Source organism: Nocardioides ochotonae, assembly GCF_011420305.2.
Classification (GTDB): domain Bacteria; phylum Actinomycetota; class Actinomycetes; order Propionibacteriales; family Nocardioidaceae; genus Nocardioides; species Nocardioides ochotonae.
On sequence record NZ_CP061769.1, the window covers coordinates 3371238 to 3387160 of the forward strand.

Below are 15923 nucleotides of genomic sequence, written 5' to 3' on the forward strand. Positions count from 1 at the left end.
GCAGCACGCGGCGGACCGCGCGCCTACCGACAGGAGCAGCGTGGATCCTCGCCACGGGACCGAGCACACCTCGCCGACCGGGCTCGTCCCGGACGAGGCGAACCCCTACGTCCGCACCCACGACCCGCACCTCGCGGCGTACGCCGAGGAGTTCCTCGAGCGGGTCGACGAGCTCCCGACGTACCGGCCGACGATCGGCTGCGTGATCCCGGCCTACAACGAGGGCGAGACCATCGCCGGCGTGCTGGACTCGCTGCTGATGCAGACCCGGCTCCCGGACGCGATCCACGTCATCGTCAACAACACCAGCGACGACTCCGTCGAGATCGCCGGGCACTACGCCGGACCGCACACCCGCATGACGCCGAGCGGTGAGCAGTCGACGCTCGTCTACGTCCACGACATCGGCAAGAACCCCGACAAGAAGGTCGGGGCGCTCAACTACGGCTACTCCCTCGTCGAGCACATGGACTACCTGCTCGGGGTGGATGGGGACACCACCCCGGAGCCGGACGCGGTGGAGCACCTGATCAACGAGATCGCGAGCGACGACCGCATCGGCGGCATCTCGGCGGTCTACTCCATCGACGACTCCGCGCTCGACGGCCCGATGTCGAAGTTCCTCATCGCCGGCCAGCGTGCCCAGTTCGCGGCCTTCAACATGCAGAACCTCCTCAAGGGCCGCAACATGGCGGTCCTCGGCGGACAGTTCTCGATGTTCTCCACCCAGGCGCTGCGCGACGTGCTGAAGGACAGCCACCAGCGCACCCCATGGGTCAACGACTCCGAGGTCGAGGACTCCCTGCTCTCGCTGCAGATCAAGTCGGCCGGCTACCTCACCAAGATCTCCGCGCACGCGCGCGCCCACGTCGGCGGCATGACCACGCTGCGCTCGCTCGACGCGCAGCAGGTGAAGTGGAACTTCGGCGCCATCGACCTGATGTGGCCCGGCCAGCGTGGCGACACCAAGGGTCAGCCGTTCCACCCGAACCTGCGGCTGCGCTGGTTCGAGCACCTCTCGATGGTGCTCAACATGGTCACGCGGCTGATGTTCTTCCTGCTCCTGATCGCCGCTCTCGCCATCGACGCGTTCGTGTTCCGCGCCTGGTGGCTGATCCCGCCGATCGCCGCGGTCCTGCTGAACCTGCGCGTCGCGCACTCGATGAAGTTCGCCAACAGGCGCGACTACCTGTTCGCGCTGCTCATCGCGCCGGCCGAGATCTACATGCTGATCCGGATGGGGCACTTCGTGCGGGCCTGGCTGAAGTTCTTCAGCCGCCAGCAGACCGACAACTGGGCGGCCCAGGCCAAGGCCGAGCGCGGCAAGGGGGCGGCCTGGATGTACCCGTTCATCGCCCTCGCCGTCATGTTCGTCGGGTTCGGCGCGGTCTGGACCTACGCCCCGATCTCGATGGAGACCAAGTCCGAGATCCTCGCGACCGGCTGGCCCATCCTCGGCGTCATCACGATCGTGCAGACCGTCTGGATGCTGCTGAAGGCGATGCGTCCCTACCGCGGCTTCCAGGCCTGAGCCACAGCTCTCCGAACCGAAGGACCCCCCCCCGTGCAGACCCGTTCCCGCCGCGCTCGCGCCACGTCGTACTCCGTGCTGGTGTGCGTGCTGGCCCTCCTGCTCAGCTCCTGCGCCCTCCGGGACGCACTCGCCCCGGACGACGAGCCGGTGCCGACCGCCACACCCTCCGCGGTCGAGGAGCTGTTCGACTCCCAGTTCACCCGGGACGGGACGTTCCAGTCCCACATCGACGTCGACGGCCTGGACTTCGTCTACACCCTGTGGCCGACCAAGTCGACGCCGCGCACCAACGAGTGGTACCCGCGCGGTGACAAGTTCTTCTCCTTCACCTTCCAGGCCTACGACCTCGACCGCCGCCTGCGCGACCCGTTCGCCACCAAGCGCAAGGTCTACCTGGACCGGATCGCGGTGACCTCGCGGACGACGACCCTCGGCGACGGCCCCGCCCAGCGTCCCTACCGCCTCGAGGCGTCGGCTCGCACGATCACCTTCGACCCCGAGCCGGTGACGACCCGGCACGGGATGCTGATCACCTCGCCCAAGGGCGCGTTCGAGCTGCGCAACCAGCGGATCGGCTCGATGTCGCTCGACACCCGCGGCCTCACGCTCCGTTTCACCGCCACGGTGTGGATCCAGGAGCGGGCCGGCGGCGACTCCTTCGTCAAGAAGGAGATCCGTCAGGACGTGCCGATCGCGATCTTCGAGTCCAGCGAGCCGACCAAGGCCACCAAGATCCCGATCAACGCCAACTGAGCTCGGTACGGCGGGCCCCGTCAGGTGGGGTCCCCGCCGTGCCGCAGGTCAGACCGGCTCGGCCATCCGGTAGCCGACCCCGCGCACCGTCTCGATGTAGCGCGGGGTGGCGCCGTCGTCACCGAGCTTGCGACGCAGGCTCGCGATGTGGTTCTCCACCGTTCGCTTGTCCGCCTCGTTGACGAAGTGCGTCGTGACGAACTGCTCGCCGCGCATCGCCAGGACCAGGTCGGCCTTGCTGCGGACCCGGCGACCGGTCCGCAGCAGCGAGACCAGCAGGTCGAGCTCGGCAACGGCCACCTCGACCGCGACGCCTCGGAGCACCACGGCCCCGGTCTCGGGGTTGACCGCGAGGTCGGCGAAGCGGAGCCACCCGTCCTCGGTGAGCGGCGCCTGCGAGGACTCCAGGACGGCCGACGCGACAGCCGGTGCGGCAGCCGGTGCGGCAGCGGGTGCCGGCACCGGGGCCCGGGACCCGGCCGGAGCGAGTGCCGGTCTGGGGGCCGGAGGCTCCGCAGGGGCGAGGCTCGGACTGGGCGCAGCGCGCTTGGCGCCGCTCAGCAGACCGCCCTGATCGAGCTCGCGCGCCGCCTGGGCGGCCCACGAGAGCTGGACGGCCGGCGTCGGCACGGCCAAGGCCGGGCTCGGCGCCCAGCTGGTCGGCACCTCGGTCCGGTTGCGCGGCCGCCGGAGCATCGAGTCCGCGCGTGCCCTCAGCTCACGCGGGCGGAACGGCTTGAGCAGGTAGTCGTCCGCGCCCGCCTCGAAGCCCTGCACGACGTCGATCTCGTCCGCGAGGGCGGTGATCATGATCAGGTAGGTGTTGCTGAACTCGCGCAACCGCTTGGCGACGGCGAAGCCGTCCATGCCCGGCATGTTCACGTCGAGGGTCGTCAGCAGCGGGTCGTGCGTGCGCACGGCCTCGACACCGTCGGGGCCGTCCTTGGCCACGATGGTGCGGAACCCCGACTGGGTCAGCACGACGTTGATGAGATCCCGTACGTCCGGATCGTCCTCGATGATCACGGCCGTCCAGCCAGCGTCTGAACCAGTCATGGCTGGAGCCTAGCAACGCCCGCGGCGCACGGGCCGCGGCGATCCCGCGGGCGATCACCACCCGGACCGTACGGCCATCTCGAGGGTGTGCTCCGCCCAGAAGTCACCTGCCGGCGGGCCGCCGTTGCAGGTGCCGTCGCTCTCGCCGGGCGGCTTCACCCACAGGTAGGCGTCGAGCGCTCCCTCGCCGGCCACGACCTCGGGCTCGAGCCCGAAGGCCCGCCCGTCGGGGTTGCACCACTCCTCCTCGGCGCCGACGCCGTTGCGGCTGCGATCGACGACGTAGTGCGCGCCGTCGAGCAGCCCGCTCAGCCGCTCGGCGTACGCGACCTCGTCCTCGTCGAGCTGGTAGTTCGACACGTTGGTCGCGAAGCCGCGCACCCGGTCGACCCCGGCGTCGGTGAGGAGCTCGGCCATGTCCCGGGGCGCCAGCCAGTGCGAGTGGCCGCCGTCCAGGTACGTCGCGACGCCGGCCTCGGCGAGCACGTCCACCGCCCCGCCCACCAGCTCGACACGCTGGGTCGGGTCCGGGCACTCCTGCGCGGAGGCCAGGGCGTCGGGCTCCAGGACCGCGACGGCCGGCTCCCCCGACGTCGCGGCGTCGGCGATCTCCTGCACCCAGGCCAGGTAGCCGGACGCGTCCAGACCACCGGCCGAGTAGCCGCCGGAGCAGTCGCGGTCGGGGATCCCGTAGACCACGAGGACGGGCAGCCGGTCGACGTCGTCGGCCGCGCGGACGATCCCCTCGACGTACTCCCCCACCTGACCGGGCGGCGTGCGCTCGGGGGTCAGCCAGATCGCCTGCGGCACCTCGGCCACGCGACCGAACACCTCCGCACCCCGGGTGTCGCCGGCCTGCTCGGCCGCCGCGGCCGCCTGTGCCGTGCGCGACCCGGTGTCGACCAGCAGTGCGCGCTCGGCGAACGGGTTGTCGGTCCGGGGGTCCAGGCCGTCCTCGCCGCAGCCGGAGACCAGCAGCGACCCGGCCAGGATCCCGGTCAGCGCCAGCGCCGCGCGCATGGGTCGGGCGCGACGACCACGGAGCTTCACGGAGTCATCATGCCTGCTCGTCCGGGGCGTGAGCGGCGAGGTCGCCAAAGGGCCCGGACGGCGCCGCGCGCGCTGCTAGCGTGCCGAACGTGACCGTGCGGATGAGTGCCGACCATCGGCGCGAGCTGGTGCTCCAGGCCGCCACCCGCGCGTTCGCCCGGCGTGGCTACAACGCCACCAGCACCGACGAGGTGGCGCAGGAGGCTGGGGTCTCCCAGCCGTACGTCGTGCGGATCTTCGGCACCAAGCTGGAGCTGTTCCTCCAGGTCTTCGAGCGGGCGCTCGAGCAGGTGCGCCTCGCCTTCGAGCAGGTGCTGCTCCATGCCGCGCCCGCCACCGGCAACGGACGCGAGCTGCTCAGCGCGGCGTACACCCCGCTGATCCGCGACCGGGACCTGCTCCAGGTCACGATGCACGGGTTCTCCGCCGGGCACGTGCCGCGGATCGCGGCGGTGGCGCGGACCGGGCTGGGCCGCATCCACGAGACGCTGCGCGGCGGCGGGTGGAGCGAGCAGGAGGTCCGCGACGTCGTGGCCCGCGGGATGCTGATCAACGTCCTGCTCTCCATCGGCGCCCCCGAGCACGGCGTCAGCGACCCCGCGCTCGCTGAGCTCACCGCCATCACGCTCGGCGACGCCGCCCAGTAGCCTCCGGCGGGTGAGCATCCTCGTCCTGGCCTCCGCCTCCCCCGCCCGCCTCGCGACCCTGCGCAGCGCCGGCGTCGAACCTGTCGTGATCGTCTCCGGGGTCGACGAGTCCCAGCTGGACGGCCTGGCCCCGGCCGAGCTCGCACTGGGTCTGGCCGAGCTGAAGTGCGCGGCCGTCGCGGCGCGCGAGGAGGTGCCGGCCGGCGCCCTGGTGCTGGGCTGCGACTCGGTGCTCGAGCTCGACGGCGAGGCGCTCGGCAAGCCCGCGGACGCTGCCGAGGCGACCCGGCGCTGGCAGGCGATGCGGGGTCGCAGCGGCGTGCTGCGCACCGGTCACTGTCTGCGCGACACCGCCACCGGGCACACCGCGGCGGCGACCGCCTCGACCACCGTGCACTTCGCCGACGTGAGCGACGAGGAGATCGCGGCGTACGTCGCGACCGGCGAGCCGTTGCACGTCGCCGGCGCCTTCACCGTCGACGGCCTCGGCGGCGCGTTCATCACGGGCATCGAGGGCGACCACCACAACGTGGTGGGGGTGAGCCTGCCGTTGCTCAGGGAGCTGCTCGCCCAGCTGGGGCACTCGTGGACGCACCTGTGGACGGCGCCGGCGCCTCGATAGCACTGACGGCGGAGCGGTCCTCGGCCAGGAGCGTCAGCGGACGGCGGAACACGAAGGTGCGGAACAGGAAGAACCGCGCCGTCATGCCGAGCACCAGGCCGATCACGTTGGCCGCGATGTTGTCCGAGACCGGGTCGGCGAGGCCGAGCACCTCACGGCTGATCGTCAGGCAGCCGATCGGCAGCAGCATCGTGACCGCGTTGATCACGATGAACGCCGAGAGGCCGCCGTCCGCGGGCCGCACCGAGCGGTCCTTGAAGGCGTAGTTGCGACTGCCATGGAAGCTGACCGCCATGCCGACGGTGTTGGCCAGCACGTAGGCCAGGATCGGCTCGCTCTCGAGCAGCGCGAGCCGATCGGCTCCGAAGCCGTGGACCAGCAGGTTGAACAACACCAGCGCGACCAGCGTCGCCAGACCCCCGACGGCGAGGAAGCGAACCGCCTCGGTCAGGTAGCGGCGCCAGCGGCTCGACATGGGCGACAGGCTACTGAAGCCCCCGCCCGGACCGTCGCGGTGGGGACCCCGCCCGCGATCAGGCGGTCGAGCCGGGCTCCAGGCGGCTCCCGGGCTCCAGCCGGACGCCACGCCCAATGACCGATCCGCGACCCACGAGGGTGACCAGGTCCGGGTCGTCGAGGGCCGCCTCGCCGGCGCCCTCGAGGACGGCGTCGGCCTCGACCTCGCAGCCGCTGTCGAGCACCGCCCACGCCACCCGCGACCCGGCGCGTACGACGGTGTCGGCGCCCAGCACGCTGTCCTCCACCTCGGCGCCCGCCTCCACGACCACCCCGGGCCCGAGCACGCTGCGGCGCACGGTCCCGGCGACGCGGACGCCCGGGCTCAGCATCGAGTCGGTGACGACGCCGCCCTCGAGCACCCGGGCCGGGCTGCGCTGCGGCTGCCGGGTCAGGATCGGCCACTCGGGGTGGTCCAGCACCCCCTGGTCGTCGGTGAGGAACTCGCGGTGCGCGCGCAGGTAGAGGTGGGGCTGGCCGAGGTCGCGCCAGTAGCCGTCGTACGCGTGGACGACGGTGCGCCCGCGCTCGACCAGGTGCGGCAGCAGGTGCTCGCCGAAGTCGCCGAGCCCGGTGTCGCCCTCGTCCGCCTGGTGGGTGAGCTCTCGGTGCAGCTCCTCGAGCACCTCGATGAGCACCTCGCGGTCGTAGACGAAGGCCTCGGTCGCGATCGTGTCGCTCGACGCCTGCTCGGGCTTGTAGGCGAAGCGAGTCACCCGCCCGTCGGCGTCGTGCTCGACCACCGCGTGATCCTCGGCCCGATCACCCGACGGGACCGTCGTGGTGACCACCGTGCACTCGGCACCCGCGCGGCGGTGGGTGTCCAGCACGTCGTTGAAGTCGAGGCGGTAGACGTGGTCGGCGCTGAGCACCACGACCTCGTCCGGCGCCGCGGCCCGCACCTGGTCGCGGATCCGGTAGAGCGCGTCCGCGTTGCCCTGCGCGAAGCCGTCCTCGTCGGCGGTGCCGGTCCCCTGCTCGGGCATCAGCAGCCGCAGTCCGCCGTGGTTGCGGTCCAGGTCCCACGGGCGGCCGTTGGCGACCTGCTCCTCGAGGCTGGACCCTTGGAACTGCACGGCCAGCCACACGTCGCTGATCCCGCTGTGCGCGAGGTTCGAGAGCGGCAGGTCGACCAGCTGCCAGGAGCCGGCGAAGGGCAGCGCGGGCTTGGCACGCTCGCGGGTCAGCACGTCGAGACGGCCGCCGGAGCCTCCGGCCTGGATGATGGCGAGCACACGGGAGCGGGGCATACCCGATGTTCACACAGCACTGGTGAGGTCGCGTGACCGACGGCTCACTCCCCCGCTCCGCTGGTGTCACTCCACCGGCAGGCCGAGCCCTCGGGCGATGAGCATCCGCTGCACCTCGGAGGTGCCCTCGCCGATCTCGAGCACCTTGGCGTCACGGTAGAAGCGGGCGACCGGGTACTCCTCCATGAAGCCGTAGCCCCCGAAGACCTGGGTCGCGATCCGGGTGGCGGTGACCGCCGACTCGGTGGCGTGCAGCTTGGCGATCGCCGCGGCGCGCTTGAACTGCTCGACCGGCGCGCCGGCGTCCTTCATGGCCGCGGCGCGATAGGTCAGCAGCCGGCTGCTCTCGAGCATCACCTCGAGATCGGCGATCTGGAAGGCGACGCCCTGCTTGCGCCCGATCGGCCCGCCGAAGGTCTCCCGGCCCAGGGCATAGGTGACGCTCATGTCGAGGCACGCCTGCAGGCAGCCGACCGCCAGCGCGGCGATCGCGACCCGCCCGTCGTCGAGGGTCGCCAGGAACTGCGCGTAGCCGCGGCCCCGCTCGCCCAGCAGGTTGCCCTCCGGGACCCGGACCCCCTCGAAGGACAGCGGGTGGGTGTCGGAGGCGTGCCAGCCGAGCTTGTCGTAGGCCTTCTCCGCGGTGAAGCCGGGCGTGCCGGCCGGCACCATGATCGTGCTGATCTCCGGCTTCTCCCCCGGCGCCGTGGTCGCGGTCCGCGCGGTCACCGTCACCAGGCTGGTGATCGAGGAGCCGGAGTTGGTGATGAACTGCTTCGCCCCGTCGATGACCCACTCGCCGTCCTCGAGGACGGCCCGGGTGCGGGTGGCCCCGGCGTCGGAGCCGGCGCCGTTCTCGGTGAGACCGAACCCGGCGAGCCGACGCCCGGCCACGAGGTCGGGCAGCCAGGTCTGCTTCTGCTCCTCGGTGCCGAAGGTCAGGATCGGGTTGATCCCCAGCCCCACGCCCGCCTCGAGGGTGATGCCCATCGACTGGTCGACGCGCCCGATCTCCTCGATCGCCACGCAGAGGCTGGTGAAGTCGCCGTCCTCCCCCGCCCCGCCGTACTCCTCGGGGGCGGTGAGCCCGAACAGCCCGAGCTCGCCCATGCGCTGCACGACCTCGACGGGAAAGTGGTGCTCGCGGTCCCACGTCGCCGCGTGCGGCGCGATCTCCGCCTCCGCGAACTCACGCACGCTGCGTCGGAACTCCTCGTGCTCGCGGGACAGCTCGAATCCGGTGCTCATCCCGGCATGCTAGCCCTCTGGTTAGCGTTTGTTAACCACCTTGAGTCGGCGTACGACGGGTCTCCCGCTGACCGGGCAGCGCAGGCGCGAGGAAGGCTCAGGATGTGACCATCCCCAAGGCGCGAATTCGCAGGAGGTAGCCTGCCGCGCGGAACATAAGCGTCACGACGACCAGGAGTACAGGTGCCGGAGAGCAAGCCGTTGCAGAAGGTTCTCATCGCCAATCGCGGTGAGATCGCAGTCCGGGTCATCCGCGCGTGCAAGGACGCCGGGATCGGGAGCGTGGCGGTGTACGCCGAGCCCGACCGAGACGCAGTGTTCGTCCGTATGGCCGACGAGGCCCACTCCCTCCAGGGAGCGACTCCCGCCGAGTCCTACCTCGACATCGAGAAGATCATCGCGATCGCGAAGAAGTCCGGGGCCGACTCGGTCCACCCCGGCTACGGCTTCCTCGCGGAGAACGCCCAGTTCGCCCAGGCGGTCCTCGACGCCGGGCTGATCTGGATCGGCCCCTCGCCCGAGGCGATCGACGCCCTCGGCGACAAGGCCAAGGCCAAGCACATCGCGCAGAAGGCCAACGCGCCCCTCGCGCCCGGCACCAAGGACCCGGTCAAGGACGCCGACGAGGTCGTCGAGTTCGCCAAGGCCAACGGCCTGCCGGTCGCGATCAAGGCGGTCTTCGGCGGCGGCGGCCGCGGCCTCAAGGTCGCCCGCACGCTCGAGGAGATCCCCGAGCTCTACGAGTCCGCCGTCCGCGAGGCCGTCACCGCGTTCGGTCGCGGCGAGTGCCTGGTCGAGAAGTTCCTCGACCGCCCGCGCCACGTCGAGACCCAGTGCCTGGCCGACTCCCACGGCAACGTGGTCGTCGTGTCGACGCGCGACTGCTCGCTCCAGCGCCGCCACCAGAAGCTGGTCGAGGAGGCGCCCGCCCCGTTCCTGACCGACGAGCAGGTCGAGAAGCTCTACACCTCCTCCAAGGCGATCCTGCGCGAGGCCGGCTACGTCGGCGCCGGCACCTGCGAGTTCCTCGTGGCCGCCGACGGCACGATCTCCTTCCTCGAGGTCAACACCCGCCTCCAGGTGGAGCACTGCGTCTCCGAGGAGGTCACCGGGATCGACCTGGTCCGCGAGATGTTCCGCATCGCCGCGGGCGAGGAGCTCGGGTACGACGACCCGGAGATCCACGGCCACTCCATCGAGTTCCGCATCAACGCCGAGGACGGCGGCCGCAACTTCATGCCGGCCCCCGGCACCCTCACCGAGTGGGCGCCGCCGCAGGGCCCCGGCGTCCGCGTCGACGGCGGCTACGAGAAGGGCGAGACCATCCCCGGCTCGTTCGACTCCCTCATCGCCAAGCTCGTCGTCACCGGCCGCGACCGCACCCAGGCGCTGGAGCGCTCGCGTCGCGCCCTGGCCGAGTTCAAGGTCGACGGCATGCCCACGGTCATCCCGTTCCACGCCACCGTGGTCGAGGACCCGGCGTTCATCGGCGACGGCGAGAAGTTCGACGTCTACACGACCTGGATCGAGACCGACTTCGACAACCAGATCCAGCCGTACGCCGGTGACACCCCCGAGGCCGCCGAGGCCGAGGACCGGCACACGGTCGTCGTCGAGGTCGGCGGTCGTCGTCTCGAGGTCGTCGTGCCCGGCGGGCTCGGCTCCATCGGCGGCGGCGCGACCAACGGCGCCAAGAAGCCGAAGCGCGCGGCGGGCAGGAAGGCCGGCGCCGCGGTCAGCGGCGACGCCGTGGCCAGCCCGATGCAGGGAACCATCGTCAAGATCGCCGTCGAGGAGGGCCAGGAGGTCGCCGAGGGCGACGTCGTGGTCGTCATGGAGGCGATGAAGATGGAGCAGCCCCTCAAGGCCCACAAGGCCGGCACCGTGACCGGCCTCAAGGCCGAGGTCGGCGCCACGGTCACCAACGGCGAGGTCATCTGCGAGATCAAGGACTGAGCGATCCGCCTCTCGGGTAGTGACCGGCGGTGACCTCCCTCCCGCCGGCACCCCAGCCGCGTGACGACGAGCCCCTCGACGCCCCCACCTGGAGCGTCGAGGGGCTCGCCGCCGCATTGCGTGAGGACCCCGTGATCGTCCAGGAGATCATGGGCAACGGGCAGCGCGACGCCGTCGACGACGCCCTCACCGAGCTCATCGACGGGGCCGACTTCCCGGTGTACGTCGCCCTGGTGCAGTCCCCCGGCGGGTTCGCCGACGACCGGCCCGAGGACGAGCTGGCCTCCCTGCTGCACGCCGAGATCGGCGAGGACGGGCTCTACGTCGTCTCGCTGGACCCCGACGTCGGCCACCTCGGCTGGCAGACGTACGGCGCCGAGGTCCCCGCCAAGTGGGACATCTACGGTGTCAACGCGCCGTACGCCGACGATGCCTCGCCCAGCGCCGCCGGCGCGGCCGCCGAGCTGGTCGCGACCGCGCTCAACGACGCCGAGCCGCTGCCCGGTGACCAGCTCGCGGAGTACCGCACCGGCGATCTCTGGCTGGATCGCGGCAGCACGCTCAGCGAGGACATCAGCGCACCCACGGAGGGCACCTACGCGGTGGTCGCGACCGGGCTGGGCGTCGGGGTCGCGATCGTCGCGTGGTTCGTGCTGCGCACGCTCGCCCGCTGGCGTGAGCTCGCGCCCGGCGCCGCCGTCGCCCGCGGCGTCCCCACCGGGACCCGCCCCGAGACCGATCCGCGCACCCCCGCCGCACCCTCGGCCCCCGAGGTGCGCCGCCGCGCCGAGAAGGAGCTCTCGGTCCTCGACCGTGCGCTGCTGCGACGCTCCACCGCCGGCCTGGACCCGGCCCACGAGCAGCGCCTCGACGGCTCCCGCACCGCCGCCCGCACCCTGCTCGACACCACCGCCGAGCAGGACGCCGACCTGCTCGAGTCGCTCGGTGCCCTGGTGCTGGTCCGCAGCGCTCAACGACTGCTCGCCCAGCCGAGCACGCCGTACCGCCCCTGCTTCTTCAATCCCTGGCACGGCGAGGGCACGGCCCGGGTGGCCGCCCCCGTCGGCACCGGCGACCAGGTCGACCTGCCCGCGTGCGAGCGGTGCCGGCGCGCCCAGTCCCGCCAGGCGCTGAGCGACCCGCTGCTGGTCCGGGGCCGGCTGCGACGCCTGCGCCCCTACTGGGAGGGCGACGACGTCTGGGCGCGCACCGGCTTCGGCGCGATCAGCGACGACCTGTGGCGCACCGTGCTCGAGGACCGGCGGGCCGCCCGATGAGCGCCCGCACCCGACGTACCCGCTCGGGCCACCCCGGGCGGACGCACGTCAACGCCAAGAAGGCGTCCACCGACAACCTCCTCGACCTCGCCCGGGGCGGGGTCGAGCTGACCGGGCGCCACGTCGTCGACCTCGGGCTCGCCTGCCTGCTCGGCCTCGGCGGCGCCGCCCTCGGCGTCCACCTGGTCGACGAGCGCGGCGAGCAGACCGCGCGCGAGCCCGGTGACCGGGTGCAGGGGGCGATCGCCGCGCTGCGCGAGGACCCCGTGTACGTCGCGCCGGACGGTCGCGACATGGTCTCGGTCGAGGGCGAACAGCGCCTCGAGCGGCTCATCGCGGCCGCGCCCGTGCCGGTGCACGTCCTGGTCTGGGAGGCGAGCATGCAGGCAGGCCCGGAGCCGTACTCCTTCACCCTCCCCGACCAGCTCGCGACCGAGCTCGGCGAGCCGGGCATCTACATCGTCTGGCAGGGCCCCGAGGACGTCGGCGTCGACGTGCCCGAGGGCAAGCGGCTCGGGTGGGAGGTGCCCGACCTCGAGAACGTCGGCGACGCCGAGACCCAGCTGAGCGAGTTCATCACCGCCCTGCCCGCCAGCGGCGCCCTCGAGGACGCCGAGTCCAACGACTACTGGGGCGGGGTCGGCGGCGGCATCGCCGCGGCCCTGCTGATGGTCGCGGCCCCCACCGCGCTCGGTGCCTACCTGCTCACCGGGTTCGCCCGCCTCGCCACCGGCCGCCCGTTCCGCAACCGTCCCCGCCCGACCTCGAAGGGAACCCGATGACCGAGCGCGACCCCGTCGCCGAGATCGTGGCGGACCTGCGCGAGGACGGCGTCCACATCGGCCCGGGCATGGCCCGGCACGTCGACGCCGCCGAGGAGGCGGCCATCGAGGCGGCCGTCGCCCGCACCGACATACCCGTCCACGTGGTGGTCCGGGCTCTCGAGGACGACGACATGTTCGCCGGCAGCGCCGGGGACATGCTCGTCCGAGCCCGCAGCGAGCTGGGGACCGACGGCTGGTTCGTCGCCCCCGACTACATCTTCTCGACCGGGGACTACTCGCTCGAGATCAAAGAGTGGACCGGCGACGCGGGCCGCCTCGACCTGCCGTACGACGCCACGGGCATCGCGGAGTGGCTGCACCCCGACGACCTCGGCGCCGGCCTGGTCGAGCTGACCACCGCCATCGCCGACGGCACCGTCCCGGCGAAGGCCGCCGAAGCCCGGGCGGCCTTCGACGCCCGACCCGACGCCACCACGACGACGGACACGGCCTCCGATCCCGACTCGGGCTGGGACGGTGCGGCCGGCCCGGTGGTCGCCGGTTTCGCGGTGACCGCGCTCGCGGTGACCGCCGTCCTCCTCACCCGCCTGTTCCGCCGCCGCGCAGGGGGCGGCGGCGGGCGCGCCGCTCAGCGCTTCACGCTCCCGCCGTCGGTGCTGGAGCGGGTGCGCAGCGCCGACGACGCGCGGCTGCGCTCCCGGGCCGAGCAGGACGTCCTCGCGCTCGGCGAGCGCATCGACGGCACCCAGCTGACCAGGACGGCGAACGCCGACGCCTGGCAGGCCGCGCTGGACCACTACGACGCCGCCCGCCGGGTCCTGGGGCGCGACCCCGCAGCGTCGCCCGACCTGCTGGACGTGATCGGCGCGATCGTCCTGGCCGGGCGGGGTGGGGCCGCCCTCGACGCCGCCGACCGGGGCCGGGCCTTCTCCCCCGACGCGCCGTGCTTCCTCAACCCGCTGCACGGCAAGGCGGGGGCCCGGCGCAAGCTCGACGACGCGGGCCGCGCCCTCGACGTGCCGGTGTGCGCGCAGTGCGGCAAGGACCTCGCCGCCGGTCGTCGGCCCGACATCCTCGACGTGGTCCGCGACGACGTGCCGGTGCACTACTTCGCCACCGACGCCGAGCCCTGGGCCTCGACCGGGTACGGCGCGCTGGAGCCGGACCTGCTCGGCCGCCTGCGCGCCCGGAGTTGAGCACCTTGCCCGCCCCCTAGGCTCGGGGGGTGCCCGACCTGCGCGATCCCCGTGAACGGGTCTGCCCCCGTGCACGCCTGATGTGGTGGTGCACCCACGCCGTCGGCGCCGCGGTGCTGCTCGGCGTCCTGGTCGCGGGCGTGCTCCTCACCGACAGGCTGCGCTGGTGGCTGGTCCCCCCGGTCGCCGTCGTGCTCGCGGCGTACGCCGTGGCGGTGCCGCACTGGCGCTACCTGGTGCACCGCTGGGAGGTCACCGACACGGCCGTCTACACCCAGACCGGCTGGTGGGCGCGCGAGCGCCGGATCGCGCCGATCTCGCGGGTGCAGACCGTGGACCTGGAGCAGGGCGCGATCTCGCGGCTGTTCGGGCTGGCCACCGTCACCGTCACGACCGCCTCGGCCGCCGGCGCGCTGGCGATCCCGGGACTCGACGACGAGGTCGCCCGGGCGCTCGTCGACGAGCTGACCCTGCGCGCCGACGCCACCGACATCACCGACGCGGGCGACCCCGGCGCCGGGCCGGGGCCGCGCCCGCGCTCCGGGGGCGACGCGACGTGAACCCCGAGACCGGCGACTGGCAGCGCCTCGACCGCCGGATGCTGCTGGTCAACCCGGTGCAGGAGCTGATCAAGTTCCTGCCGCCGCTGCTCGGGCTGCTCCTCGCCGGCACCGCCATCGGGGCGCAGGGCTGGCAGCTGCTGGCGGTCGCGGTGCCGGTGGTCCTCGGTGTGGTCCGCTACCTCACCACCCGCTTCCGGGTCGCCGAGGGGCGTGTCGAGCTGCGCCGCGGCCTGCTCAACCGGCGCACCCTGGCCGTGCCGGTCGACCGGGTCCGCACCGTCGACCTCACCGCCGGCCCGGTGCACCGGGCGCTCGGCCTGGTCACCGTCCGCATCGGCACCGGCACCGCCTCCTCGCGCGAGGAGGACGCCCTGGACCTCGACGGGCTTCCGGTCGCCGCCGCCCGCATCCTGCGCGCCACACTGCTGCGCGCCGGCGACCCGCTGCCCGACGAGCACGCCGGCGTGCCCGCCCCCGCCCCGACCGCGCACACGGTGCTGCGCCTGGACCCGGCCTGGGCCCGCTACGCGCCGCTGACCGGCACCGGGCTGGTGCTGCTGGCCGGCGTGGTCGGTGGCGCGTTCCAGCTGGCCGCGGCCCTGGGGCTCGAGCTGAGCCTGCGTGCCGAGGACCTGCCCGGCACCGACCTGCCCGTCGCCGGCTGGCTGGCCGTGGTCGCGGGCCTCGTCGTCCTGCTCGTGCTCGTCTCGGCGCTCGCGGTGGCGGCGTACCTGCTCACCAGCTGGGGGCTGGTCCTCAGCCACCGGCCCGGGGCCTGGCACCTGGTCCGTGGCCTGCTCACGACCCGCGAGACCACGCTGGACGACGACCGGGTCGCCGGGGTGGTCCTGCACGAGCCGGCGGGCCTGCGGCTGGCCGGGGCCGCGCACCTCTCCGCGATCGTGACCGGCCTGGACCGCAGCCACCCCGGCAGCGCCACCCTGGTCCCCCCGGCCCCCGCGGCGGTCGCCGCGAGGGTCGGCGGCGAGGTGGCGGGCACGCTCGCCCCGCTGAGCGTCCCGCTCATGGCGCACGGCCCGGCGGCGACGCGGCGGCGCTGGTCCCGCGCGCTCGGCCCGGGGGCGCTGGTCGCCGGGCTCGGGATCCTCGCGTGGCTGACCCTGCCGGTCGGGCGGTGGGGCCTGACCCTCGCCGTGCTCGCCGTCCCGGTCGCGGCGTTGCTCGCCCTCGACCGGTCCCGCGCGCTCGGCCACGCCCTGGTCGAGGGCCACCTGGTCGCCCGCTCCGGGAGCCTGCGCCGGGCCCGGGAGGTGCTGGCCACCCGCCACGTCATCGGCTGGACGCTGCGCGACACGCTGGTCCAGCGCCGCGCCGGCCTGGTCACGCTGACCGCGACGACCGCCGGAGGGGACCAGCAGGTGAGCATCCACGACGTACCGGAGGACGTCGCGGTCCGCCTGGCCGACGACGCGGTGCCGGGTCTGCTGCGCCAGTTCCTCGCCCCCTGAG

At 73.1% G+C, this 15923-nt stretch carries 15 protein-coding genes; 10 read left to right on the forward strand and 5 right to left on the reverse strand.

Features of this window, described 5'->3' with window-relative positions:
* Positions 1 to 40 precede the first annotated feature (40 nt).
* The gene (locus tag HBO46_RS16370; RefSeq protein ID WP_166133572.1) at positions 41 to 1531 is read left to right on the forward strand and encodes a glycosyltransferase; all 1491 of its coding nucleotides are present in this window, start codon (positions 41 to 43) and stop codon (positions 1529 to 1531) included.
* A 33-nt stretch (positions 1532 to 1564) separates the two neighbouring features.
* Complete coding sequence (locus HBO46_RS16375) at positions 1565 to 2287, forward strand: hypothetical protein (RefSeq protein WP_166133574.1); 723 nt, start codon at positions 1565 to 1567, stop codon at positions 2285 to 2287.
* Between the two features lie 48 nt (positions 2288 to 2335).
* Here the strand turns inward: HBO46_RS16375 and HBO46_RS20810 are convergent, their stop codons facing one another.
* Both HBO46_RS20810 and HBO46_RS16385 read right to left on the reverse strand, forming a co-directional pair.
* Positions 2336 to 3343, reverse strand: coding sequence for a response regulator transcription factor (locus HBO46_RS20810; RefSeq protein ID WP_166133576.1), 1008 nt, complete (start codon positions 3341 to 3343; stop codon positions 2336 to 2338).
* Positions 3344 to 3397: 54 nt separating this feature from the next.
* The gene (locus tag HBO46_RS16385; RefSeq protein WP_166133578.1) at positions 3398 to 4393 is read right to left on the reverse strand and encodes a glycoside hydrolase family 6 protein; all 996 of its coding nucleotides are present in this window, start codon (positions 4391 to 4393) and stop codon (positions 3398 to 3400) included.
* An 89-nt stretch (positions 4394 to 4482) separates the two neighbouring features.
* Between HBO46_RS16385 and HBO46_RS16390 the strand changes: the two genes are divergently transcribed.
* Positions 4483 to 5040 carry a TetR/AcrR family transcriptional regulator gene (locus HBO46_RS16390; protein ID WP_224769174.1) on the forward strand — a complete coding sequence of 186 codons (558 nt, stop codon included), beginning with the start codon at positions 4483 to 4485 and terminating at the stop codon, positions 5038 to 5040.
* A gap of 10 nt (positions 5041 to 5050) precedes the next feature.
* On the forward strand, positions 5051 to 5662 hold the full coding sequence (locus HBO46_RS16395; RefSeq protein WP_166133580.1) for a Maf family protein: 612 nt from the start codon (positions 5051 to 5053) through the stop codon (positions 5660 to 5662).
* On the opposite strand, the gene HBO46_RS16400 is transcribed toward HBO46_RS16395, so the two are convergent.
* The 3 genes from HBO46_RS16400 to HBO46_RS16410 all read right to left on the reverse strand — a co-directional run bounded on the left by HBO46_RS16400 (position 5595) and on the right by HBO46_RS16410 (position 8676).
* Positions 5595 to 6137 (reverse strand): GtrA family protein, encoded by a 543-nt coding sequence (locus HBO46_RS16400; protein ID WP_166133582.1) that lies wholly within the window; start codon positions 6135 to 6137, stop codon positions 5595 to 5597. The genes HBO46_RS16395 and HBO46_RS16400 overlap by 68 nt on opposite strands.
* A 58-nt stretch (positions 6138 to 6195) precedes the next feature.
* A complete protein-coding gene (locus HBO46_RS16405) occupies positions 6196 to 7428 on the reverse strand; it encodes a glucose-1-phosphate adenylyltransferase family protein (protein ID WP_166133583.1) in 1233 nt (410 codons plus the stop codon).
* A gap of 66 nt (positions 7429 to 7494) precedes the next feature.
* On the reverse strand, positions 7495 to 8676 hold the full coding sequence (locus tag HBO46_RS16410) for an acyl-CoA dehydrogenase family protein (RefSeq protein WP_166133584.1): 1182 nt from the start codon (positions 8674 to 8676) through the stop codon (positions 7495 to 7497).
* A gap of 183 nt (positions 8677 to 8859) precedes the next feature.
* Here HBO46_RS16410 and HBO46_RS16415 point away from each other — a divergent pair, with 183 nt between their 5' ends.
* From HBO46_RS16415 to HBO46_RS16440, 6 genes are read left to right on the forward strand one after another with little or no spacing between them, the layout of a single operon-like run.
* Complete coding sequence (locus tag HBO46_RS16415) at positions 8860 to 10632, forward strand: acetyl/propionyl/methylcrotonyl-CoA carboxylase subunit alpha (protein ID WP_166133585.1); 1773 nt, start codon at positions 8860 to 8862, stop codon at positions 10630 to 10632.
* 29 nt (positions 10633 to 10661) lie between these two features.
* Positions 10662 to 11909, forward strand: a complete 1248-nt coding sequence (locus HBO46_RS20780) for a hypothetical protein (RefSeq protein WP_166133587.1) — start codon at positions 10662 to 10664, stop codon at positions 11907 to 11909.
* On the forward strand, positions 11906 to 12691 hold the full coding sequence (locus tag HBO46_RS16425) for a hypothetical protein (protein ID WP_166133589.1): 786 nt from the start codon (positions 11906 to 11908) through the stop codon (positions 12689 to 12691). Before HBO46_RS20780 ends, HBO46_RS16425 begins: the two co-directional genes overlap by 4 nt.
* A complete protein-coding gene (locus HBO46_RS16430; protein WP_166133591.1) occupies positions 12688 to 13890 on the forward strand; it encodes a hypothetical protein in 1203 nt (400 codons plus the stop codon). Before HBO46_RS16425 ends, HBO46_RS16430 begins: the two co-directional genes overlap by 4 nt.
* A gap of 29 nt (positions 13891 to 13919) precedes the next feature.
* Entirely contained in the window at positions 13920 to 14450 is a 531-nt protein-coding gene (locus HBO46_RS16435) for a PH domain-containing protein (protein ID WP_224769178.1), read from the forward strand.
* Positions 14447 to 15922, forward strand: coding sequence for a PH domain-containing protein (locus HBO46_RS16440; protein ID WP_166133593.1), 1476 nt, complete (start codon positions 14447 to 14449; stop codon positions 15920 to 15922). The genes HBO46_RS16435 and HBO46_RS16440 overlap by 4 nt, the downstream gene beginning before the upstream one ends.
* Position 15923: the final 1 nt, after the last annotated feature.